18 protein-coding genes are annotated in these 18,438 nt (G+C 37.9%); 16 read left to right on the top strand and 2 right to left on the bottom strand.

The features are described 5' to 3' along the window. Nucleotides 1-153: 153 nt before the first annotated feature. On the top strand, nucleotides 154-867 hold the full coding sequence (locus I589_RS09390; RefSeq protein ID WP_010767681.1) for a carbonic anhydrase family protein: 714 nt from the start codon (nucleotides 154-156) through the stop codon (nucleotides 865-867). Further along, nucleotides 864-1,754: a LysR family transcriptional regulator gene (locus I589_RS09385; protein WP_010767682.1), complete on the top strand. Its 891-nt coding sequence runs from the start codon at nucleotides 864-866 to the stop codon at nucleotides 1,752-1,754. Before I589_RS09390 ends, I589_RS09385 begins: the two co-directional genes overlap by 4 nt. A 413-nt stretch (nucleotides 1,755-2,167) precedes the next feature. On the opposite strand, the gene efbA is transcribed toward I589_RS09385, so the two are convergent. Next, a complete protein-coding gene (efbA, locus tag I589_RS09380) occupies nucleotides 2,168-3,871 on the bottom strand; it encodes a fibronectin-binding protein EfbA (RefSeq protein WP_010767683.1) in 1,704 nt (567 codons plus the stop codon). Nucleotides 3,872-4,201: 330 nt separating this feature from the next. Between efbA and I589_RS09375 the strand changes: the two genes are divergently transcribed. Continuing rightward, entirely contained in the window at nucleotides 4,202-4,696 is a 495-nt protein-coding gene (locus I589_RS09375; protein WP_010767684.1) for an AmiS/UreI family transporter, read from the top strand. Between the two features lie 168 nt (nucleotides 4,697-4,864). On the opposite strand, the gene I589_RS09370 is transcribed toward I589_RS09375, so the two are convergent. Next, nucleotides 4,865-5,239 carry a DUF1622 domain-containing protein gene (locus I589_RS09370; RefSeq protein ID WP_010767685.1) on the bottom strand — a complete coding sequence of 125 codons (375 nt, stop codon included), beginning with the start codon at nucleotides 5,237-5,239 and terminating at the stop codon, nucleotides 4,865-4,867. A 174-nt stretch (nucleotides 5,240-5,413) separates the two neighbouring features. Here I589_RS09370 and I589_RS09365 point away from each other — a divergent pair, with 174 nt between their 5' ends. The 13 genes from I589_RS09365 (at nucleotide 5,414) to pheA (ending at nucleotide 18,431) form a co-directional block, all read left to right on the top strand. Continuing rightward, the gene (locus tag I589_RS09365; protein ID WP_010767686.1) at nucleotides 5,414-6,013 is read left to right on the top strand and encodes a hypothetical protein; all 600 of its coding nucleotides are present in this window, start codon (nucleotides 5,414-5,416) and stop codon (nucleotides 6,011-6,013) included. A 329-nt stretch (nucleotides 6,014-6,342) separates the two neighbouring features. Beyond that, nucleotides 6,343-7,341, top strand: coding sequence for a tryptophan ABC transporter substrate-binding protein (gene trpX, locus I589_RS09360; RefSeq protein WP_010767687.1), 999 nt, complete (start codon nucleotides 6,343-6,345; stop codon nucleotides 7,339-7,341). Nucleotides 7,342-7,372: 31 nt separating this feature from the next. After that, nucleotides 7,373-8,251: an ABC transporter permease gene (locus tag I589_RS09355; RefSeq protein WP_010767688.1), complete on the top strand. Its 879-nt coding sequence runs from the start codon at nucleotides 7,373-7,375 to the stop codon at nucleotides 8,249-8,251. A 6-nt stretch (nucleotides 8,252-8,257) separates the two neighbouring features. After that, on the top strand, nucleotides 8,258-9,037 hold the full coding sequence (locus I589_RS09350; protein ID WP_010767689.1) for an ABC transporter ATP-binding protein: 780 nt from the start codon (nucleotides 8,258-8,260) through the stop codon (nucleotides 9,035-9,037). Nucleotides 9,038-9,339: 302 nt separating this feature from the next. Beyond that, on the top strand, nucleotides 9,340-9,999 hold the full coding sequence (locus tag I589_RS09345; RefSeq protein WP_010767690.1) for a M23 family metallopeptidase: 660 nt from the start codon (nucleotides 9,340-9,342) through the stop codon (nucleotides 9,997-9,999). 484 nt (nucleotides 10,000-10,483) lie between these two features. After that, nucleotides 10,484-11,353, top strand: coding sequence for a shikimate dehydrogenase (gene aroE, locus I589_RS09340; RefSeq protein WP_010767691.1), 870 nt, complete (start codon nucleotides 10,484-10,486; stop codon nucleotides 11,351-11,353). A gap of 29 nt (nucleotides 11,354-11,382) precedes the next feature. After that, the gene (aroF, locus tag I589_RS09335) at nucleotides 11,383-12,411 is read left to right on the top strand and encodes a 3-deoxy-7-phosphoheptulonate synthase (RefSeq protein WP_010767692.1); all 1,029 of its coding nucleotides are present in this window, start codon (nucleotides 11,383-11,385) and stop codon (nucleotides 12,409-12,411) included. Between the two features lie 10 nt (nucleotides 12,412-12,421). Next, a complete protein-coding gene (gene aroB, locus I589_RS09330; RefSeq protein ID WP_010767693.1) occupies nucleotides 12,422-13,492 on the top strand; it encodes a 3-dehydroquinate synthase in 1,071 nt (356 codons plus the stop codon). Between the two features lie 8 nt (nucleotides 13,493-13,500). Further along, nucleotides 13,501-14,667 carry a chorismate synthase gene (gene aroC / locus I589_RS09325; protein WP_010767694.1) on the top strand — a complete coding sequence of 389 codons (1,167 nt, stop codon included), beginning with the start codon at nucleotides 13,501-13,503 and terminating at the stop codon, nucleotides 14,665-14,667. A gap of 13 nt (nucleotides 14,668-14,680) precedes the next feature. Further along, nucleotides 14,681-15,772, top strand: a complete 1,092-nt coding sequence (locus tag I589_RS09320; protein WP_010767695.1) for a prephenate dehydrogenase — start codon at nucleotides 14,681-14,683, stop codon at nucleotides 15,770-15,772. Between the two features lie 11 nt (nucleotides 15,773-15,783). Next, a complete protein-coding gene (aroA, locus tag I589_RS09315) occupies nucleotides 15,784-17,076 on the top strand; it encodes a 3-phosphoshikimate 1-carboxyvinyltransferase (RefSeq protein ID WP_010767696.1) in 1,293 nt (430 codons plus the stop codon). Further along, nucleotides 17,073-17,579 carry a shikimate kinase gene (locus I589_RS09310; protein ID WP_010767697.1) on the top strand — a complete coding sequence of 169 codons (507 nt, stop codon included), beginning with the start codon at nucleotides 17,073-17,075 and terminating at the stop codon, nucleotides 17,577-17,579. The genes aroA and I589_RS09310 overlap by 4 nt, the downstream gene beginning before the upstream one ends. Next, a complete protein-coding gene (gene pheA, locus I589_RS09305; RefSeq protein ID WP_010767698.1) occupies nucleotides 17,580-18,431 on the top strand; it encodes a prephenate dehydratase in 852 nt (283 codons plus the stop codon). Nucleotides 18,432-18,438 lie beyond the last annotated feature (7 nt).

Here is an 18,438-nt window from a genome sequence, read left to right as displayed (position 1 = left end):
GGTAAATTTATGAGCAATCTAAATGACAATTTTCATTTCTTCCGTCAAACTATATCTATTAGTGTGTATCATCTGCTAGTTGCTAGCCTTCCCTCACTATTTTTGGCGAGAGACAGGACTTTTATTGAATCTATAAAATTTGGAGGGAAATAGATGAAGAAGATTAAAAATATGGATGTCGAGTGGGGCTATTCAGGAACACGTGGGCCAGAGCACTGGCATGAACTGTGTGACTGGTTTAAAGAAGGGGCATCTTATCCTTATCAATCACCCATTCCATTACACCATCAAAAAATAGACGCCTCCGCTATTAACGAGTTGGCATTTTTTTATGAACGCGAGCACTTTACAGAAAAAGAGTTCAAAAATACTTTACACTTTGTTCCTTACGACACGAAAAGTTATGTTTTATTTAATGGAGTGAAGTATTCCTTAACGGACATTCACTTTCATATGCCCAGTGAACATATCATTGATGATCATCAAGAAGAACTTGAATTTCATCTTGTACACATGAATGAGCAAAAAGAAAACTTGGTTCTAGGAGCATTGTTTACTCTTTCAGATACTGGCGGACTCATCCTAAAAAATCAAGAGGGTGAGGTATGGGACTTTGATAATCATACGGAATGGTTTAATCCAGAAATATTTTTACCTGAGAAAAAAAGTCATTTTTATTATGTAGGCTCATTGACAACGCCCCCAACTAAGGGACCCATTAATTGGTTTGTTTTTGATACCGTTCGCACTATGAACCGAAACTTTGTCACACAATTTCGAAATGAAGTTGCTGAAAATAACAATCGACCTCTGCAGCCAATAAAAGATAGAAAAATACGCTATTTTACTGGAGTGAAGAAAGAATGAATCTTCAACAGCTCAAATATGTCGTTGCCGTAGCGAATAATGGTAGTTTTCGTGAGGCAGCAAAAAAAATGTATATTACGCAACCCAGTCTTTCAAATGGTATTAAGGAATTAGAAACTGAAATTGGGTTAACCTTGTTTACTCGAACAAACAAGGGGGCGTACCTCACAGAAGAGGGAAAAGACTTTTTAGAACACGCTGAAAAAATTCTTTTTCAGATGGATCACTTGGAAACTCGTTATCAAAAAAAAGAACAGCAAGAACGATTTTCTGTGGCTTCCCAGCATTATGATTTTCTAGGGCCGGTTATTGCTAAGTTACGAACCCAATTTCAACCACAATACAAACAGTTTCGAATTTTTGAAACAACAACTGCCAAAGTCATTGAAGATGTGCAGCAATTTGTTAGTGATGTAGGATTAATTTACTTAAACGAACATAATCAATCCAGCATTTACCGCTATCTTGAACAAGCAGATTTAGAATTTGAGCATTTAGGGACGTTTCAAACGCATATTTTTTTAGGACCACAGCATCCTTTGGCAAATCACACATCTATCCACATTCAAGAGCTTGCTAAATTTCCACAAGTCCGCTTTACACAGGATGGACAAAACTTTGCTTATTTTTATGAAGATTTAATTGAAATTCCTGAGCAAGAAACGGTTTTTTATACTAGTGATAGGGGAACTTTGATGAATTTACTTCTTGAAACAACGGCTTATGCTTCAGGTTCAGGAATTGTAGTTGGTGGAAGTAAAAGCCAAATTTGTCTGATTCCTTTAGCAGATGCTTCTGAAAATAAATTTTGTGCAATCTATCCGAAGAGAAAGCAGCAAACACCTATTGTGCGTGCATTTATTCAAGAGGTTAAAGCGTTATTATAATATGTAACTTATCTAATGAGCTCAAGCGCTGAAAAAAATCAGTTTTCATGAAGTTGAGAGAGGTCGAGGTAGAAGTGTTCAGCTCCAAGAAATAAGAAGGAATTCACGAAGATTGCTCCTCAAATCTTTGGGAATTTCAGCTTATTTTCGAAGCCTTCAACTCTAGCATGTCTCATGCGTAGAAGTTGTTGAGAGACAAACGCAGTGGAGACCTTCAACTCTAGCATGTTCCATGCGTAGAAGTTGTTGAGAGACAAACGCAGTGGAGATGAGTGACTTCTGTTCCCAACCTTTATTAAGTTTTTACGAGTGTGAGACCTAAAAAATACCCCAACTCTTTTTAAGCAGCGATTTCTTCTAAGACTGTGCATCATCTTAGACACTATCGATGCCCAAAAAAGGTGGGGTATTTTTTATTTTTCTTTTAGTGATTCTACTGTTGCTTCTTCTGGTGTGACATAAACAGTCTTTTGATTTTCATAAATAACATAGCCTGGTTTTGCACCATTTGGCTTTCTGATATGTTTGACTTGAACAACATCTACTGGAACTTGAGCAGAATGTCTATATTTCGAGTAGAATGCAGCTAACTCTGCTGCTTCTAAAATTGTTTCTTGTGTTGGATCATCACTTTTTATAATGACATGGGAACCAGGAATATCTTTTGCATGTAACCAATAGTCTGTTTTTTTCGCTGTTCTTAACGTTAATTGGTCATTTTGTAAGTTATTTTTTCCAACAAGCAGCTGTGTGCCATCAGAAGAAAGAAAACGTTCTGGTTGAGATTTCTTTTCCTGCTTTTGTTTTTTATTTTTACGTTTACGAATGTATCCTTGTTCAGTTAGTTCTTCTTTGATGACTGACAAATCCATAGGGCCTGCAATTTCAAGCTGTGCTAGAACGGATTCCAAATAGGCAATTTCATCTTTAGTTTCTTGAATTTGTTGACCAATTAGTTTTACAGCATTTTTTAACTTTTGATATTTTTGAAAATATTTTTGTGCATTTTGATTAGGCGAAAGGGCGGGATTTAATTGAATCGTCAATAGTTGATTTTCTTCATAATAATTGGGTAATTCAACTTTTGAAGCCCCTCTTGGAACTTGCGTCATAAAGGTTGTTAACAGTTCACCGTCGCGACGGAATTCTTCTGCGTTTTCAGAATCAGCCAGTGTTTTTTGACGTTTTTTTAGTTTTGTTTTATTTCTCTTTAGCTCATTTTCCATCTTCCGCAACAACTCGCTACCTTGCTGCTTAACACGATCTTTTTCAGCTTTATCTCCATAGAAGGCATCTAAAAGCTGACTTAGCGTTTCATAAGACATTACTTTTGTCGTTTGATTTGCCAGATTTTCATAGAGAATGGGGGTGAAATATTCTTTTTGTCCCACCGTTGTCAAAGTTGGCTGTATATGGTCAATGGCAGAAAAAAAGTCTGTCCAAACAGCCATTTTTTCATTTGGACGTTGGGCAAAGCGATAAGCAAGTTCATCTGCTGTATCTCTGCCAAATCCTTGAAATTGCTGTTGTAAATAATTCCCAGTCAATTCTTCTGCTTGAGATAAACGATGGAAGATTGCTTCTTTTTCTATCTCAAATGGATTTCTTTGTGTTTGAAGTGGAGGAGCAACATAATCGACTCCCGGAAGCAGTGAACGGTAAGTATTTTGTGAGCTTCCTATATGTTTGATTGCATCGAGAATCTTTCCAGTTTCTTTATTTAACAGAACGATGGTACTGTGACGTCCCATCAACTCAACAATTAAGACGATATTTTGTAAATCACCCAGTTCATTTCTCTTTGAAAACGTAAAATGAATGACACGGTCATTTTCGATTTGGTGAATACTTTCGAGAATTGCACCTTCCAGATATTTTCTTAACATCATCACAAAATTAGGCGGAGTTTCTGGATTTCCATAAGCAATCTCTGTCAACTGCACACGCGCATAGCTAGGATGAGCTGATAGTAACAGGCGTTTATTTTTCCCCCGTGCACGAATTACTAAAACAACCTCATTTTCGTAAGGCTGATGAATTTTTGAAATACGACCAGAAAGTACCTCTGTTTTCAGTTCTTGAATCATTGCATGTGTAAACACACCATCAAAGGACATTAAAATCCCTCATTTCTTTTCTAGAATATCTCTATTATAACGAAAAATAGAAAGAACTCCAATCTCTAGGTTAGAAAGAACAGGTTCAGCTATGAGAACCATGTAGACACATCTTACTTCAAAAACCTGCAACTCTAGCATGTGTCATGCATAAAAGTTATTGAAAAACAAACGAAGGAAAGTATCATAGCAAAAGTAACTGTTAGAATTATGTACCGAGCTCCTTCTGGGAAATAAAAACTAACTTTTTTCTTAGATTTTTTTCATTTTTCTTTTTCAAAAAGTGAAAACACGTTATTCTTAAAGAAAAAAAGAAGGGTAGGTACAAGTTTGTTAGGAATTGGATTGTTATTTGTTGGCATCACACTCATCTGTAATGGTTTAGGGGGACTACTTGGTATTCACCAAAAATCTTTAGCAGTAATGAATCTTTTTACAGGGACACTCTCTTTTTTATGCAATATGATTTATGTTATACGAGGAGACTATTATGAAGCTGGAACAGGTTTTTTGTTTGCCTTCACCTATTTGCTTGTGGGAGTTCTCTATATTTATAATCTGGATATGCGTATCTATGGAATCTTTGCCTTATTTGTTGCGATTAATACGATTCCTTGCGCGTATATCAGTTGGCAGATAGACGGTGATCCTTTGTTTGCCATTATTTGGTTACTTTGGGGTCTATTATGGGCAACAGGATTTATCGAGTATGTTTTGCATATCCATATAGGAAAACCGGTACTGTATTTTGCTCTCTTTTGCGGAGTGTTTACTACATGGATTCCAGGATTTTTGATGTTAACGAATCTTTGGCCTTATGGATAGAGACTTATTGAATAGCGACAAAAGAGCGAGGAGATGTCGGAACAGAAGTGTTCAGCTACGAGAAATAAGAAGGAATCCACGAAGATTACTCGTGAATTCCTTCTTATTTCTATAAATCACGTAGTTTCACTTTCAATGATGAACAGTACCTATTCTCAGAGCCAAACACTACTGCCCCGACTGTTTCTCATGTTCAAGTGCATCTTGTATTTCTTGATGTAGAAAATAGGAAATGACCGTTCGTATCACTACAAGTGCTGCTAGTCTTAGGATATCCGATAAACTTGGGTTAATAATAGATTCAATAATATCGGCTGCAATTAAAATTTCTAAGCTGAGTAATATATAACTTCCTAAAAAACTTTTAATGAAATTATTTGTTTGAGCTGCTTTCATTCGATCTTTTTGCATGATGTCAGAGCGCAAAAAATCAATCCCAGCGCAAATAACTCCCCAAATTAATACAATAATTGACAAAATATTTAGTGCAAACACGAGTATTTCTAAAAAGGGAGTAACTAATTGCATTAGTTGGTGTGCCATATAAATTCCTCCTTGTACTTCTTATCTCTAGTCTATCACAACAAATGAAATACAACAGGTATACGCCTACAATACTCCATTTCCTTTTCTTATTTCTGAATTTATTTACAGAAAAGATGGTTATTTTTTTTAATAATAGGTATAATAGATAGAGAAAAATTAGGAGGCTGTTGCATGGAGAATTGGTTAAATAAACTAAAAAATAAATTGGTAGATACTTGGTATGATTTCGTCGACTTAGCCACTGCCAATCAAAAACGTAGTTTAATCTATGCAGGCTCTTTGTTGGCATTTGTTACTATCTCGACTATTATTATGATTCTTCTTCAACCAGGCATCCGAAAAGAAGAAGTAGAAAGCTTGGTTTATCCAGCAATTCACTCAAGTAAAGTAAAATTCTTTGAAGAAGATGCAGATAAAGTGATTAAAGAAAGTAAAGCAATCTCTGTCATGTATAGCAAGCCTGACGGACAAAGCTATGAGAGTGTAATAAGTCTACTAAATGATTCAAAAGCAGTAAAAGAATTAAATCGAACGGTTTATTTTTATCCAATTGTCTATAAATCAAAACAATTAGAAGAGAAATATTCCATAGATAGTAATCAGGTAACCTTTGTTTTTTACGAGAATGGTGTAGAAAAGAATCGATTTGCTGTTGAAAATTTAAAAGACTTTGATAAAGAATTTATCCCAGAGCTCAATCGCTTACCAATGTGGAATATAACAGATTTACAACAAACAAGCCAATCAACAACTGAATCTTCTTCTCAATAAAATCTCATCTTTTTTTCATTTTTTTGTTGACGAATGAAAATTCATCCTGTACACTGAGTTCAATCATAAAAAAAGGAAGTGGCCATCATGAATCTATCTATCAAATTTGTAAAAGTGAATAACGTATGGCAAAGCTGGCGTAGATAGTTGTATTGATGAAGTCATTCATGGATACAGCTTTTAGAGTATGTTCTAAAATTTGTATCTATGCTAAGAAAATCTTATTCGGCCGCATAGATGAACTGTCTATGTGGTCTTTTGTTTTGCGACAACTACCACCACTCGGTAGTTGTCTTTTTTATTAAAAAAACAAGTTGGAGGAATTATAAATGAAAAATAAACGATTAATTTTTGCGGTCAGTGCCGTTGTCCTCGTACTCATCGCGTCATTCTTTTTACAAGAGAAGAAAACAGAAACAGTCCAAATTGAAAAGAAAAAAGTTGGTGTATTGCAATTCGTCAGTCATCCTGCATTAGATGAAATTTACAAAGGAGTAAAACAAGGACTAGCAGATGAAGGGTACACTGAAGATAAAATTGAAATTCTCTTTCAAAATGGGCAAGCCGATCAAAGTAAGCTAACTACAATGAGTCAACAGCTGGTTCAAAAAAAATCCGATGTGTTAATTGGCATTGCGACGCCCGCTGCTCAGTCTCTAGCAACAACTACTTCTGAAATTCCCATCGTTTTAGGGGCAGTAACTGATCCGGTGGGGGCAAATCTTGTAGCCGATAATGAAGCACCTGGCGGAAATATTACAGGTGTCTCAGATAAATCTCCAGTAAATGCTCAAATGGCACTAGCAAAACAATTACTTCCTACCGCAAAAACAGTGGGTATTTTATATTCGTCAGCGGAAGATAATTCAAAGTATCAAGTGGCTGAAGCGGAAGAAGCTGCGAAAAAACAAGGCTTTATGACAAAGAAAATGGCAGTTCCATCAAGTAATGAAATTGCTCAAACGGTTCAGGTCATGAGCCAAGAGGTCGATTTCATTTATATTCCTTTGGATAATACGATTGCAAATGCCATGCAAACAGTCGTCAGTGAAGCAAATAAATCAAATAAACCAATTATTACCTCTGTTGATACAATGGTTCAGCAAGGTGGGTTAGCCACTGTTGGAATCAATCAGTTTGATTTAGGGGTACAAGCAGGAAAGATGGCTGCAGATATTTTATCTGGGAAATCCGAACCAGCTACTACACCAATCTATACATTTACTGAAGGAGATACGATTATAAACACTACACAGGCTGAAAAATTAGGAATCACAATTCCAGAAGAATTAAAAAACTCAGCCAAGTTAGTTACAACAGAAGAATAAGCATATACAAGATGAATGAGGAGGAATAAATATGATTGTTTCAGCAATTGGTCAAGGAATGTTATGGGCAATACTTGGGTTAGGGATTTTTATGACCTATCGAATTTTAAATTTTCCAGATATGACAACAGAGGGTTCATTTCCTCTAGGAGGAGCTGTCTGCGTGACGGCCATCTCTCATGGAATTCATCCTATACTTGCCACTCTTTTGGGGATTCTTTCTGGAATGCTTGCCGGAATGGTAACAGGCTTACTATTTACAAAGGGGAAAATACCTGTCATCTTAGCGGGAATCTTGGTGATGTCAGGACTTAATTCAGTGATTCTTTTCGTTATGAAAACACCGAATCTTTCTTTGTTAAATAAACCGAGAATTCAAGATTTTTTCATTAAGCTCAATCTGCCAGATTATTTTGATATTGTGATTGTTGGGCTTCTTGCACTAGCCATTATCATCTCCTTACTTCTTTTCTTTTTTAATACAGATTTAGGACAGTCCTATATTGCGACAGGAGACAATGAAACGATGGCACGTTCATTGGGGGTGGCAACTGATCGAATGAAAATATTGGGATTAACACTGTCTAATGGTGTTATCGCATTATCAGGTGCACTGATTGCTCAAAATGACGGCTACGCAGATGTAAGCAAGGGGACAGGGGTGATTGTCATTGGTCTTGCCTCTATCATTATAGGGGAGGTGCTATTTGGCGAATTAACCTTTACCGAACGGCTCATCGCAATCGTTATTGGAAGTATTATTTATCAGTTATTGATTTTACTTGTTATCGCAGCCGGATTTGATACCACCTATCTAAAAATCTTCTCCGCAGGAATTTTAGCTTTATGTTTAATGATTCCACAAGTAAAACGTGCGTTGAATCTCACATTAGGCACAGAAAAGGAGTAACAGCATATGGCAATTATTGAAATCAAACAAGTTCGAAAAGAAATTGATAACGGGATTCAAGAAAAAAAAGTCTTATTAGATAGTATTGATTTAACCATAAATGCCGGTGAATTTGTCACGGTATTAGGGGGAAATGGTGCTGGAAAAAGTACACTGTTTAATTCTATTGCGGGAACGACGACTGTGACAAGTGGAACAATCACGATGGGGGATCGACTCGTAAATAATCTTTCCGAGGAAAAAAGAGCCGAATTTCTTTCACGTGTGTTTCAAGATCCAAAGATGGGAACGGCGCCTCGAATGACTGTCGCGGAAAATCTACTTCTTGCACAAAAAAGAGGGGAAAGACGCATTTTGAAAAAAAGACAGTTAAAACAGCAAAAAGAGTATTTCTATGAATTATGTAAAGAAGTTGGAAATGGACTCGAAAATCATTTAGATACTCCAACCGGACACCTTTCTGGTGGGCAAAGACAAGCTTTAAGTCTGCTAATGGCAACGATTAAACGACCAGAGCTGTTATTACTAGATGAGCATACAGCAGCCCTTGATCCAAAAACGTCCAAACAATTAATGGCGCTAACGGATCGTCGTATTAAAGACGAACAGTTAACTTGTCTGATGATTACCCATCGAATGGAAGATGCGTTACATTATGGAAATCGACTAATCGTTTTACAAAAAGGAAAAATTATTCAAGATCTTTCGGCAGAAGAAAAAGAAAAATTGACACTTTCAGATTTACTTTTATTTTTTGAAGAACAAGAGGAGGTCATTGTAGGGTAAAAGACATTTCTTCGTTCGCTATCAGTTCCAGTTTATCTACACTGGAACATTCCATGAATAAGGAATATAAGGTATACTACAAGAAACGACTGATTGGCTCATTTTATTTACGAATGTGATTATGAGATAGTCAAAAAAATACGGGTAACCAAATCCGTATTTTTCTATAACTAGCTTACTGGATAACAATTCTAGGATTTAAGTGTGAAAAGAATCGTGTTTATGCCTATGCAGTTAATGAACGAAAAAAGGAGGGAATACCGACGGAAACGAAAAAAAATGAAGAGTTTCTAATAGGCGGTTTGCCATTTGAAGGGCAATGGCTCGTTGGAAATACACCTGCAAATCAGATACCCAGCCATGGAACCACTTTATTTGGTACAAGCTATGCATTTGATTTTATGGCAGTTGACCGTAAGACGCGAACAGCCCCCAGTAAAAGCTGGCGCACATTTTTTGGGGTAGAACAACCTGAACTATTTTACAGTTTTGGCAAATCAGTATTTTCTCCAATTGAGGGAGAAATTGTAAGTATCCATAACGGGGAGGAAGATCATGTAGCTAGACGGAGTTGGTTTACATTACTCCCTTATGTGCTGAGTCAATCTTCACGTATACGCAAAGGACACCAGGCAATTGCCGGTAATTATCTTGTCATCAAGGCAAAGGAAGTTGATCTATTTGTTGCGATTGTTCATCTACAAAAAGATTCTATACTTGTAAAAGAAGGACAGTCCGTTACTGAAGGGCAACATATCGCCAACTGTGGAAACTCTGGAAATTCAACAGAGCCGCATATTCACATTCAGGCTATGAATACTTTAGATTTTTCAAACGGAAGCGGCATCCCACTTTTTTTCCGGCATTTTACACAACGAGAAAAAGAACAGATAAAAAAACGAACCAATGCTTTCCCAAACTCAGGTAGTGTTGTTTCTTCTGAAAAAATACCTGCTGAATAGTGAATAATAAAAAGAAATAGAGCTTCTATCCCTATGGACGCCTTGATTTCTCTGATAGAACTATTGATAGACGCAGTAATAAATAAAGGTGGATTTTTTGAAGGAAAGAAATCTGCTTCTGAAAATAAAATGAAAAAATAATGAAAAAAAGTGTTGACAGCTTTTTCTATTCATCCTATACTTAGGTCAATCTTAAAAACAGTTTGGAGCGATTGTTATGTTACAATTACAAAAACCACAACTGAATAATTATTACTTTAGCTATTTTAGATAAGGTTGTATTCATGAATTCATGGATGCAAACCTAAACGTTTGTATCTATGATGGCTAGGGAAATTTAAGATGCGAAGTTGTCTTATCCGCCACATAGATGAAAATCTATAGTGGCTTTTTATTTTCTGCACTTGTAAAAGGTGCTCACTGTAGATTTTTTGAAAATTTACGGTGAGCACCTTTTTTTGGATAATTGATTGGAGGAGAAAAAATGGAAAACAATATTACTGGACACACAAGACTGGTAGGACTTTTTGCGACACCGATTCGTCACAGTGTATCCCCCATGATTCACAACACTGCATTTCAAGAATTAGGAATTGATGCGGTCTATCTTGCTTTTGACTTAGGAGTTGATCGACTTTCACAAGCTATTGACTCCATTAAAAATTTAGAGATGCTTGGAGCAAATTTATCCATGCCAAATAAAATGGCGGCAGTTCCAATGATGGATGAGCTAAGTGAGGCAGCTAAGTTAGTCGGTGCAATCAATACCATTGTAAACCACGAGGGAAAATTAACCGGGCATATCACAGATGGAACAGGATTTATGAGAAGCTTGAAGGATAAAGAAATAGACGTAATTGGGAAAAAAATGACCATCATTGGCGCAGGTGGGGCAGCCACAGCGATTATTGTTCAAGCAGCATTAGATGGCGTAAAAGAGATTGCGGTCTATAACAGACACGATGACTTTTATACAAGCGTTCAGAAAAAATTAGCCTACGTACAAGAAAATACCTCTTGTTTGATTACCTTACATGATTTAGAAGATAAATCAGCTCTTGCAGATGATGTAGCAGATAGTGTTCTTTTCATAAATGCTACAGGAGTTGGCATGCAGCCTAACATTGAAGCAAGTCCAATTGAAGATTTTTCTATCATTCGTGAAGATTTAGCTGTCTATGATGTCATCTATAATCCTAGGGAAACCAAATTTTTGAGAGAAGCACGTCTTCGTGGAGCAAAAACTGCTAATGGCTTAGGCATGCTCCTTTATCAAGGTGCCGCAGCATTTGAACTCTGGACACAGCAGGAAATGCCTATAGAAAAAATAAAACCAATTGTAGAAAATAGTTAAACTAAAATAAATAGAGATGAGGAAAAGTAATGATCGTTATCATGAAATCAAATGCCACAAAAGAACAGCTAGAACGTGTTGTAAATCGAGTAAAAAAAGAAGGACTAGATGTCCAAATTAATCAGGGAAAAGATCATGTCGTCATCGGACTCTTAGGAGACACCAAAACTATACAAGATGTAGCTTTCAACAGCTACGATGGGGTCGAAAATACGGTGAAAATTTCCAATACGTATAAATTAACCTCTAGAGAATTTCATCCTCAGGACACAGTTGTAGATGTAAATGGCGTAAAAATAGGGGGAACTGAAAACTTCGTAACCATGGCAGGCCCTTGTTCCATTGAAGGTTTGGATCAAATTCGTGAGTGTGCCCGAATTGCCAAAGCTGGAGGTGCTCAAATTTTACGTGGTGGCGCCTTTAAACCAAGAACCTCTCCTTACGCCTTCCAAGGATTAGAAGAAGAAGGATTAAAATACATTCGTCAGGCAGCAGATGAGCTGGGTATGCAAGTTATTACAGAAGTAATGGATGAAGGACATATCGATATGGTTGCTGCATACAGTGATATTCTTCAAATTGGTGCAAGAAACATGCAAAACTTTAAACTATTACAAGCCGTGGGAAAAACAGGAAAACCAATTGGCTTGAAGCGTGGAATTTCTGGTACTATTGACGAGTGGCTGAACGCAGCTGAATATATCGCTGTTCAAAATAATCATCAAGTGATCTTTATCGAACGAGGAATTAGAACCTACGAAACTGCAACCAGAAATACATTTGACTTAAGTGCCGTCCCTTTAATGAAAAAATTAAGTCATTTTCCAATTATTGTTGATCCAAGTCACGGAACGGGCATTTGGGATTTAGTTCCTCCAATGGCAAGAGCGGGAGTCGCTTCTGGTGCAGATGGTATGATTGTTGAAATTCATCCAGATCCAGCAAATGCTTGGTCAGATGGTCCCCAGTCTCTAAATGAAAAGACCTACATGAACATGATGAAAGAAGTTCAGATTATGGAAAAAGCGATGAGAGAAATTCAAGCATTAGAAAAGTAGGTGAGGCTATATGAAGTTAACTGTTACTCTTCCAGAACACGCATATGATATTCTAATAGAAAAAGAGTCGTTGACACAGATTGGCTCATGGGTTTCCTCTTTGTGGACAAAACAAAAAATTTGTATCATTACAGATGACACTGTTCAATTATTATATGGAAATCTTGTCTTTCAACAATTAAAGGAACAGGGATTTGATACGGTTATTTTCTCCGTTATCCCTGGTGAAACAAGCAAATCTATCTCAGTTGCCTCAGACATTGTTGATTTTTTAGCTGAAAATGGATTTACTCGAACAGATGGAATTCTTGCTTTAGGCGGGGGAGTCGTTGGGGATTTAGCTGGATTTGTTGCTTCCATTTACATGAGGGGAATCCATTATCTCCAAGTACCAACCACCTTACTTGCACAAGTAGATAGCAGTATTGGAGGAAAGACCGCTGTTAATACAGAACAAGCTAAAAATTTAATTGGTAGCTTTTGGCAGCCTGAAGGAGTGCTTGTTGATCCACTCACTCTAAATACTTTAGAGGTTCGCCGAATAAGAGAAGGGATTGCAGAAATCATAAAATCAGCAGCCATTGCGGATGCCTCTCTTTGGTCACGATTAGAAGCGTTGGAAAATGAGCAAGCCTTACTAGAAGACGCAGAAGCGATACTTACGGCTTGTTTAAAAATAAAGCAATCCGTTGTTGAAGAAGATGTCTTAGACAATGGTAATCGTTTGATTTTGAATTTTGGTCATACGATTGGTCATGCTATTGAAGCTACCGCAGGTTACGGGGTCGTAACCCATGGTGAGGGTGTCGCAATTGGTATGACTCAAATCACACGTATTGCAGAGAAAAAAGGACTGACAGCGAAAGGAACGACAGAAAAGCTGACTCAAATGAGTACAAAATTTGGTCTTCCTACTCAGCACAGTCCATGGGAAAAAGACGCATTGTTTCAGGCGATTACCCATGATAAAAAGACACGTGGAAACACCATCAAACTGATTTTATTAGAAACAATTGGACAAGCAAAAATTCAAACAATTGAGACACCATTAGTCAATGAATTTTTAGTTATAAAGGAGTGAGGAAGAATATGAGATTTCTGACAGCTGGAGAATCACATGGACCAGAATTAACAACTATTATTGAAGGACTACCCGCAGGAATGCCTTTAACGGCAGAAGAAATTAATAGTGAGCTTGCCAGACGTCAAACAGGCTATGGTCGTGGCGGAAGAATGCTTATTGAAAAAGATCAAGTGAAAATTACTTCAGGGATTCGCCATGGAAAAACACTTGGCTCACCGGTCACATTAGTTGTTGAAAATAAAGACTGGAAAAATTGGACAAAGGTGATGGCGATAGAAGAAGTCCCTGAAAAAAATAAAAACTTACGTCGCGTGAGTAAGCCGCGCCCTGGTCATGCCGATTTAGTGGGGGGTATGAAATATCATCACGACGATTTGCGAAATGTCTTAGAACGTTCTTCCGCTAGAGAAACAACCATGCGCGTTGCGATTGGAGCAATTGCAAAAAAACTTTTAAAAGAGTTAGAGATTATTGTTGCCGGACATGTCGTGACATTGGGCGGTATTCATGCAGAAATTCAGGATGGACTAACTGTTACTGAAATTAAAGAACGTTCAGAAGCTTCAGAGGTTCGAGTAGTTGACCCACAGGTTGAAGAAGAGATGAAAGCGTTAATTGATCAAACGAAAAAAAATGGTGATACAATCGGCGGTGTGGTTGAAGTAATCATTGGAGGAGTACCAGCTGGACTTGGCAGCTACGTTCAATGGGATAAAAAGTTAGATGCAAAAATTGCACAAGCTGTAACCAGTATCAATGCGTTTAAAGGAGTACAGTTTGGACTAGGATTTGAAATGGCGAATCTCCCAGGTTCAAAAGTCATGGATGAAATCGTTTGGGACCAAACAAAAGGCTATACACGAAGAACGAATAATTTAGGGGGCTTTGAAGGTGGCATGACCAACGGAGAGCCCATTGTGGTGCAAGGAGTTATGAAGCCTATTCCAACACTATACAAACCTCTGCAAAGCGTAAACATCGACACAAAAGAGCCCTACAAAGCTAGTGTCGAACGCTCAGATAGTACTGCTGTTCCAGCAGCAAGCGTAGTCTGTGAAAGCGTCGTAGCTACTGAGATTGCAAAAGAACTCTTAGATAAATTTCCAAGCGACTCGTTTGAAGAACTTCAAAAAGCTGTTTCAGACTATCGTACCTATTTAAAAAACTATTAGGAGGTTTCCTAATATGCGAAAAAAAATTCTAGTGGTGGGCTTAGGTCTCATTGGCAGTTCTTTAGCACTTTGTATAAAAAAAGGACAGCCTGATGCAATTATCATTGGATGCGATCATTGCACTCAGACAGAAAAAATTGCAAAAGATACCCAGATTATTGATGAGATAGCCGACTCATTTCAGCAAGCGGCTGAACAAGCTGATGTTATTTTATTAGCCGTTCCTGTGCGTGTCTGTATTCAAAAGATTCATGAGCTGAAAACATTTACCCTAAGACCACAGGTGATTGTCACGGATGCCTGTAGTACAAAATCTGAAATTATGGAGGCAACAAAGGACGCTTCCTTTCTTTTTATCGGTGGACATCCAATGGCAGGCTCCCATAAATCAGGTGTGCTAGCTGCAAACGTTGACTTGTTTGAAAATGCTTATTATATTTTTACTGTCGATGAGGTAAATAAAACAATGGTTAGTGAGCTTCAATATCTTTTACGAGGAACGCGAGCAAAATATGTTGTGTTAGATGCCTATGAACATGATGAAATTACAGGGATGTTGAGTCATTTACCGCATATTATTGCTGCAGGCCTCGTCAATCAAAGTGACCGATTTAATCAAGTATTTCCACGCTCGCGTCAGCTGGCTGCTGGCGGATTTCGTGATATTACACGAATTGCTTCTTCTGATCCTACGATGTGGACAGATATTTTATTAAGTAATCGGGATGCTCTGTTACATAAGATAGATGAGTGGGAAAAGACTATGGGTGAAGTTCGAACATGGATAAGTGAGCGAGAAGAACAAAAGATCTATCAGTTTTTTGAAAAAGCAAAAGAAACACGTGATCAGCTACCCGTTCATGAGCAGGGCGCAATTCCTGCATTTTATGATTTACTAGTAGATGTTCCTGATGTTCCAGGGGTCATCGCTGAGGTTACTGGCTTACTTGGAAGAAAAGAAATTTCTATTATAAACTTGCGTATTCAAGAAACACGAGAAGATATTATCGGGGTTTTACAAATAACGTTTAAAACAGAAAAAGATCGTTTGGCAGGAAAACAGTATTTAGAAAAAAAGACAACCTACACTTGTCGTACAAAATAGGAAGTGATTGAATGAAGCTCGTGACAAATAAGCAACAATTACAGGGGACACTGACTGTTCCAGCAGATAAATCTATTTCTCATCGAAGTATCATGTTTGGTGCGATGGCTAAAGGAACGACAACCATTCACAATTTTCTTAGAGGAGAAGATTGTTTGGCTACGCTACATGCCTTTAAAACACTTGGGGTACCTATAGAAGATGACGGAGCGGTCATTACCATTCATGGGAGAGGCACCGATGCATTCATCCCTGCTGATGCACCAATTGACGTAGGAAATTCAGGGACGACGATTCGCCTATTAATGGGAATATTAGCAGGAACAAATTTTTCCACAACCTTGACTGGCGATGACTCTTTAAGTAAGCGTCCTATGGCACGTGTGATGGACCCCATCAATCAGATGAATGGGGAAATTACAGGAAATAAACACACCCAATTTCCTCCTATAACCATTCAAGGAAGAAAGACGCTACACGCAATTACCTACGAAATGCCTGTAGCAAGTGCACAAGTAAAATCTGCAATTTTGTTTGCTGCACTTCAAGCCAATGGAGAGTCCATCATTATTGAAAAAGAACCTTCCCGAAATCATACAGAAGAAATGATTCGACAATTTGGCGGACAGATTGAGATACAAGATAAAATGATTCGCCTAAAAGGACCACAAACGCTCAGTGGGCAGACAGTGGTTGTTCCAGGAGATATTTCTTCAGCAGCCTTTTTCCTCGTAGCGGCATTAATTACAAAAAACAGTACGATTCAATTAACGAATGTTGGTATTAATCCTACTCGTACAGGAATTCTTGATGTTATTCGAGACATGGGAGGAGAGATACAGGTAAGTGAATCCGATTCTGAAAACCAGTCAGCAACAATTACTGCTCGCTACTCTTCGCTTAAAGGGTGTACCATTGGCGGCGCGATTATTCCTCGACTGATAGATGAATTACCTATTATTGCCTTATTAGCTACCCAAGCAGTGGGTCAAACAATTATTCGCGATGCACAAGAACTAAAAGTAAAAGAAACGAATCGTATTGATGCGGTCGCTAGAGAATTAACAAAAATGGGCGCGTCTATTCAAGCAACAGAAGATGGATTGATTATCAACGGACCTACGCCACTACATGGAGCAAACGTTACAAGTTACGGAGATCATCGCATCGGTATGATGCTTCAAATCGCCGCCCTCCTTGTAGCTGATGGAGAGGTTGAACTTGACCAAGCGGAGGCAGTTTCTGTTTCCTATCCAAACTTCTTTTCAGACTTAACAACATTATTACCTGGGGGTGCTATATGAAAGGAATCGTATTAATTGGGTTTATGGGTGCTGGGAAAACCACAGTTGGCCAAAAGCTCTCACAAAAAACAGGATTACAGCAAATTGATTTTGATGAGCTGATTGTTCAAGAAATTGGCATGACGATTCAAGAATATTTTGACCAATATGGCGAAGAAGCTTTTCGAAAAAAAGAAACAGAAATTCTTTCCAAATCGCTGGATTTAGAGCATATTATTTCTACAGGCGGAGGGATTGTATTAAAGGAAGAAAATCGACGTTTACTAAATCAAATGCCCACCGTTGTTTATTTAAAAACAGATGCAGATGAGTTGGTCAAACGCCTTAAAAGGGATAAAACAACCGTTAGACCTCTTGTCGTTTCAAAAAGTCCAGAAGAGATTAAAGAAGTCTACATTCCGCGAATCCCCTTTTATGAAGAGAGTGCAAACATTATTGTAGAAACAACCAACCGAACACCGGATGAAATTGTTCAAACAATCCTTTTAAAAGTAGGTGAGTAAGTGAAAATTGGCTATTTAGGTCCTGAAAGTTCCTTTACCTATCAAGCAGCTAAAACAGGATTTCCAGAGGGACAACTTGTCCCATTTTCCAGTATCCCTGCCTGTATAAAGGCTGTCGAATATGGTAAGGTCGCCTTGAGTGTCGTACCAATTGAAAATACTTTAGAGGGTTCCGTTAACACAACAGTTGACTATCTCTATCACCAATCCGCGATTCCGGTTGGTGCTGAATTGATTCTTCCCATTCATCAGCAATTGATGGTATCAAAAGAAAATGAGAAGAGGTGGGAATCTGTTGAGAAAATCCTTTCTCATCCTCAGGCACTAGCTCAATCATCTCAGTTTATTCAACAGCATTTTCCTAAAGCAGTTGTTGAGGCTACTCCTTCAACAACTTACGCTGCACAATATGTTGCTGAACATCCAGAGGAGCAAATCGCTGCCATTGCGCCAAAAAACGCTGCTCGTACGTACCAGCTTGCTATCGTTCGTGAAAATATACAGGATATCGAAATAAACCATACTCGCTTTTGGGTCATTGGTCAGCCTGAAATTTCCTTACCACTTTCTAAAAAAAAGAGTAAAACGACTCTTGCAATCACGATGCCCTCTAATCAACCGGGCTCTCTTCATCAGGCGCTTTCAGCATTTAGCTGGAGGAAAATCAGCTTAAGTAAAATTGAGTCTCGTCCGCTAAAGACAAGCCTTGGTGAATATTTCTTTTTATTAGATATAGAAATGGATAAACCCAAAATCTTAGTTGACAATGCAATCGAAGAAATTCGTTTGTTGGGTGGGGAAGTCAAAATATTTGGTCATTACGGAATTTATCCTGTAAAAACTATCGAATGACTCTTTG

The sequence above is a fragment of the Enterococcus phoeniculicola ATCC BAA-412 genome (genome assembly GCF_000407505.1).
GTDB lineage: Bacteria > Bacillota > Bacilli > Lactobacillales > Enterococcaceae > Enterococcus_K > Enterococcus_K phoeniculicola.
Note: the sequence above shows the minus strand (reverse complement) of the source record. Positions and strands in the feature narration are given on the sequence as shown.

Bases quoted from the DNA above. Each gene is read 5' to 3' on its own strand.
- I589_RS09350 (WP_010767689.1), top strand. From the start codon at position 8,258: ATGGCAATTATTGAAATCAAACAAGTTCGAAAAGAAATTGATAACGGG.
- efbA (WP_010767683.1), bottom strand. From the start codon at position 3,871: ATGTCCTTTGATGGTGTGTTTACACATGCAATGATTCAAGAACTGAAA.
- aroA (WP_010767696.1), top strand. From the start codon at position 15,784: ATGAAGCTCGTGACAAATAAGCAACAATTACAGGGGACACTGACTGTT.
- I589_RS09310 (WP_010767697.1), top strand. From the start codon at position 17,073: ATGAAAGGAATCGTATTAATTGGGTTTATGGGTGCTGGGAAAACCACA.
- I589_RS09390 (WP_010767681.1), top strand. From the start codon at position 154: ATGAAGAAGATTAAAAATATGGATGTCGAGTGGGGCTATTCAGGAACA.
- aroC (WP_010767694.1), top strand. From the start codon at position 13,501: ATGAGATTTCTGACAGCTGGAGAATCACATGGACCAGAATTAACAACT.
- I589_RS09320 (WP_010767695.1), top strand. From the start codon at position 14,681: ATGCGAAAAAAAATTCTAGTGGTGGGCTTAGGTCTCATTGGCAGTTCT.
- aroE (WP_010767691.1), top strand. From the start codon at position 10,484: ATGGAAAACAATATTACTGGACACACAAGACTGGTAGGACTTTTTGCG.
- aroF (WP_010767692.1), top strand. From the start codon at position 11,383: ATGATCGTTATCATGAAATCAAATGCCACAAAAGAACAGCTAGAACGT.
- I589_RS09370 (WP_010767685.1), bottom strand. From the start codon at position 5,239: ATGGCACACCAACTAATGCAATTAGTTACTCCCTTTTTAGAAATACTC.
- trpX (WP_010767687.1), top strand. From the start codon at position 6,343: ATGAAAAATAAACGATTAATTTTTGCGGTCAGTGCCGTTGTCCTCGTA.
- I589_RS09385 (WP_010767682.1), top strand. From the start codon at position 864: ATGAATCTTCAACAGCTCAAATATGTCGTTGCCGTAGCGAATAATGGT.
- I589_RS09365 (WP_010767686.1), top strand. From the start codon at position 5,414: ATGGAGAATTGGTTAAATAAACTAAAAAATAAATTGGTAGATACTTGG.
- aroB (WP_010767693.1), top strand. From the start codon at position 12,422: ATGAAGTTAACTGTTACTCTTCCAGAACACGCATATGATATTCTAATA.
- I589_RS09355 (WP_010767688.1), top strand. From the start codon at position 7,373: ATGATTGTTTCAGCAATTGGTCAAGGAATGTTATGGGCAATACTTGGG.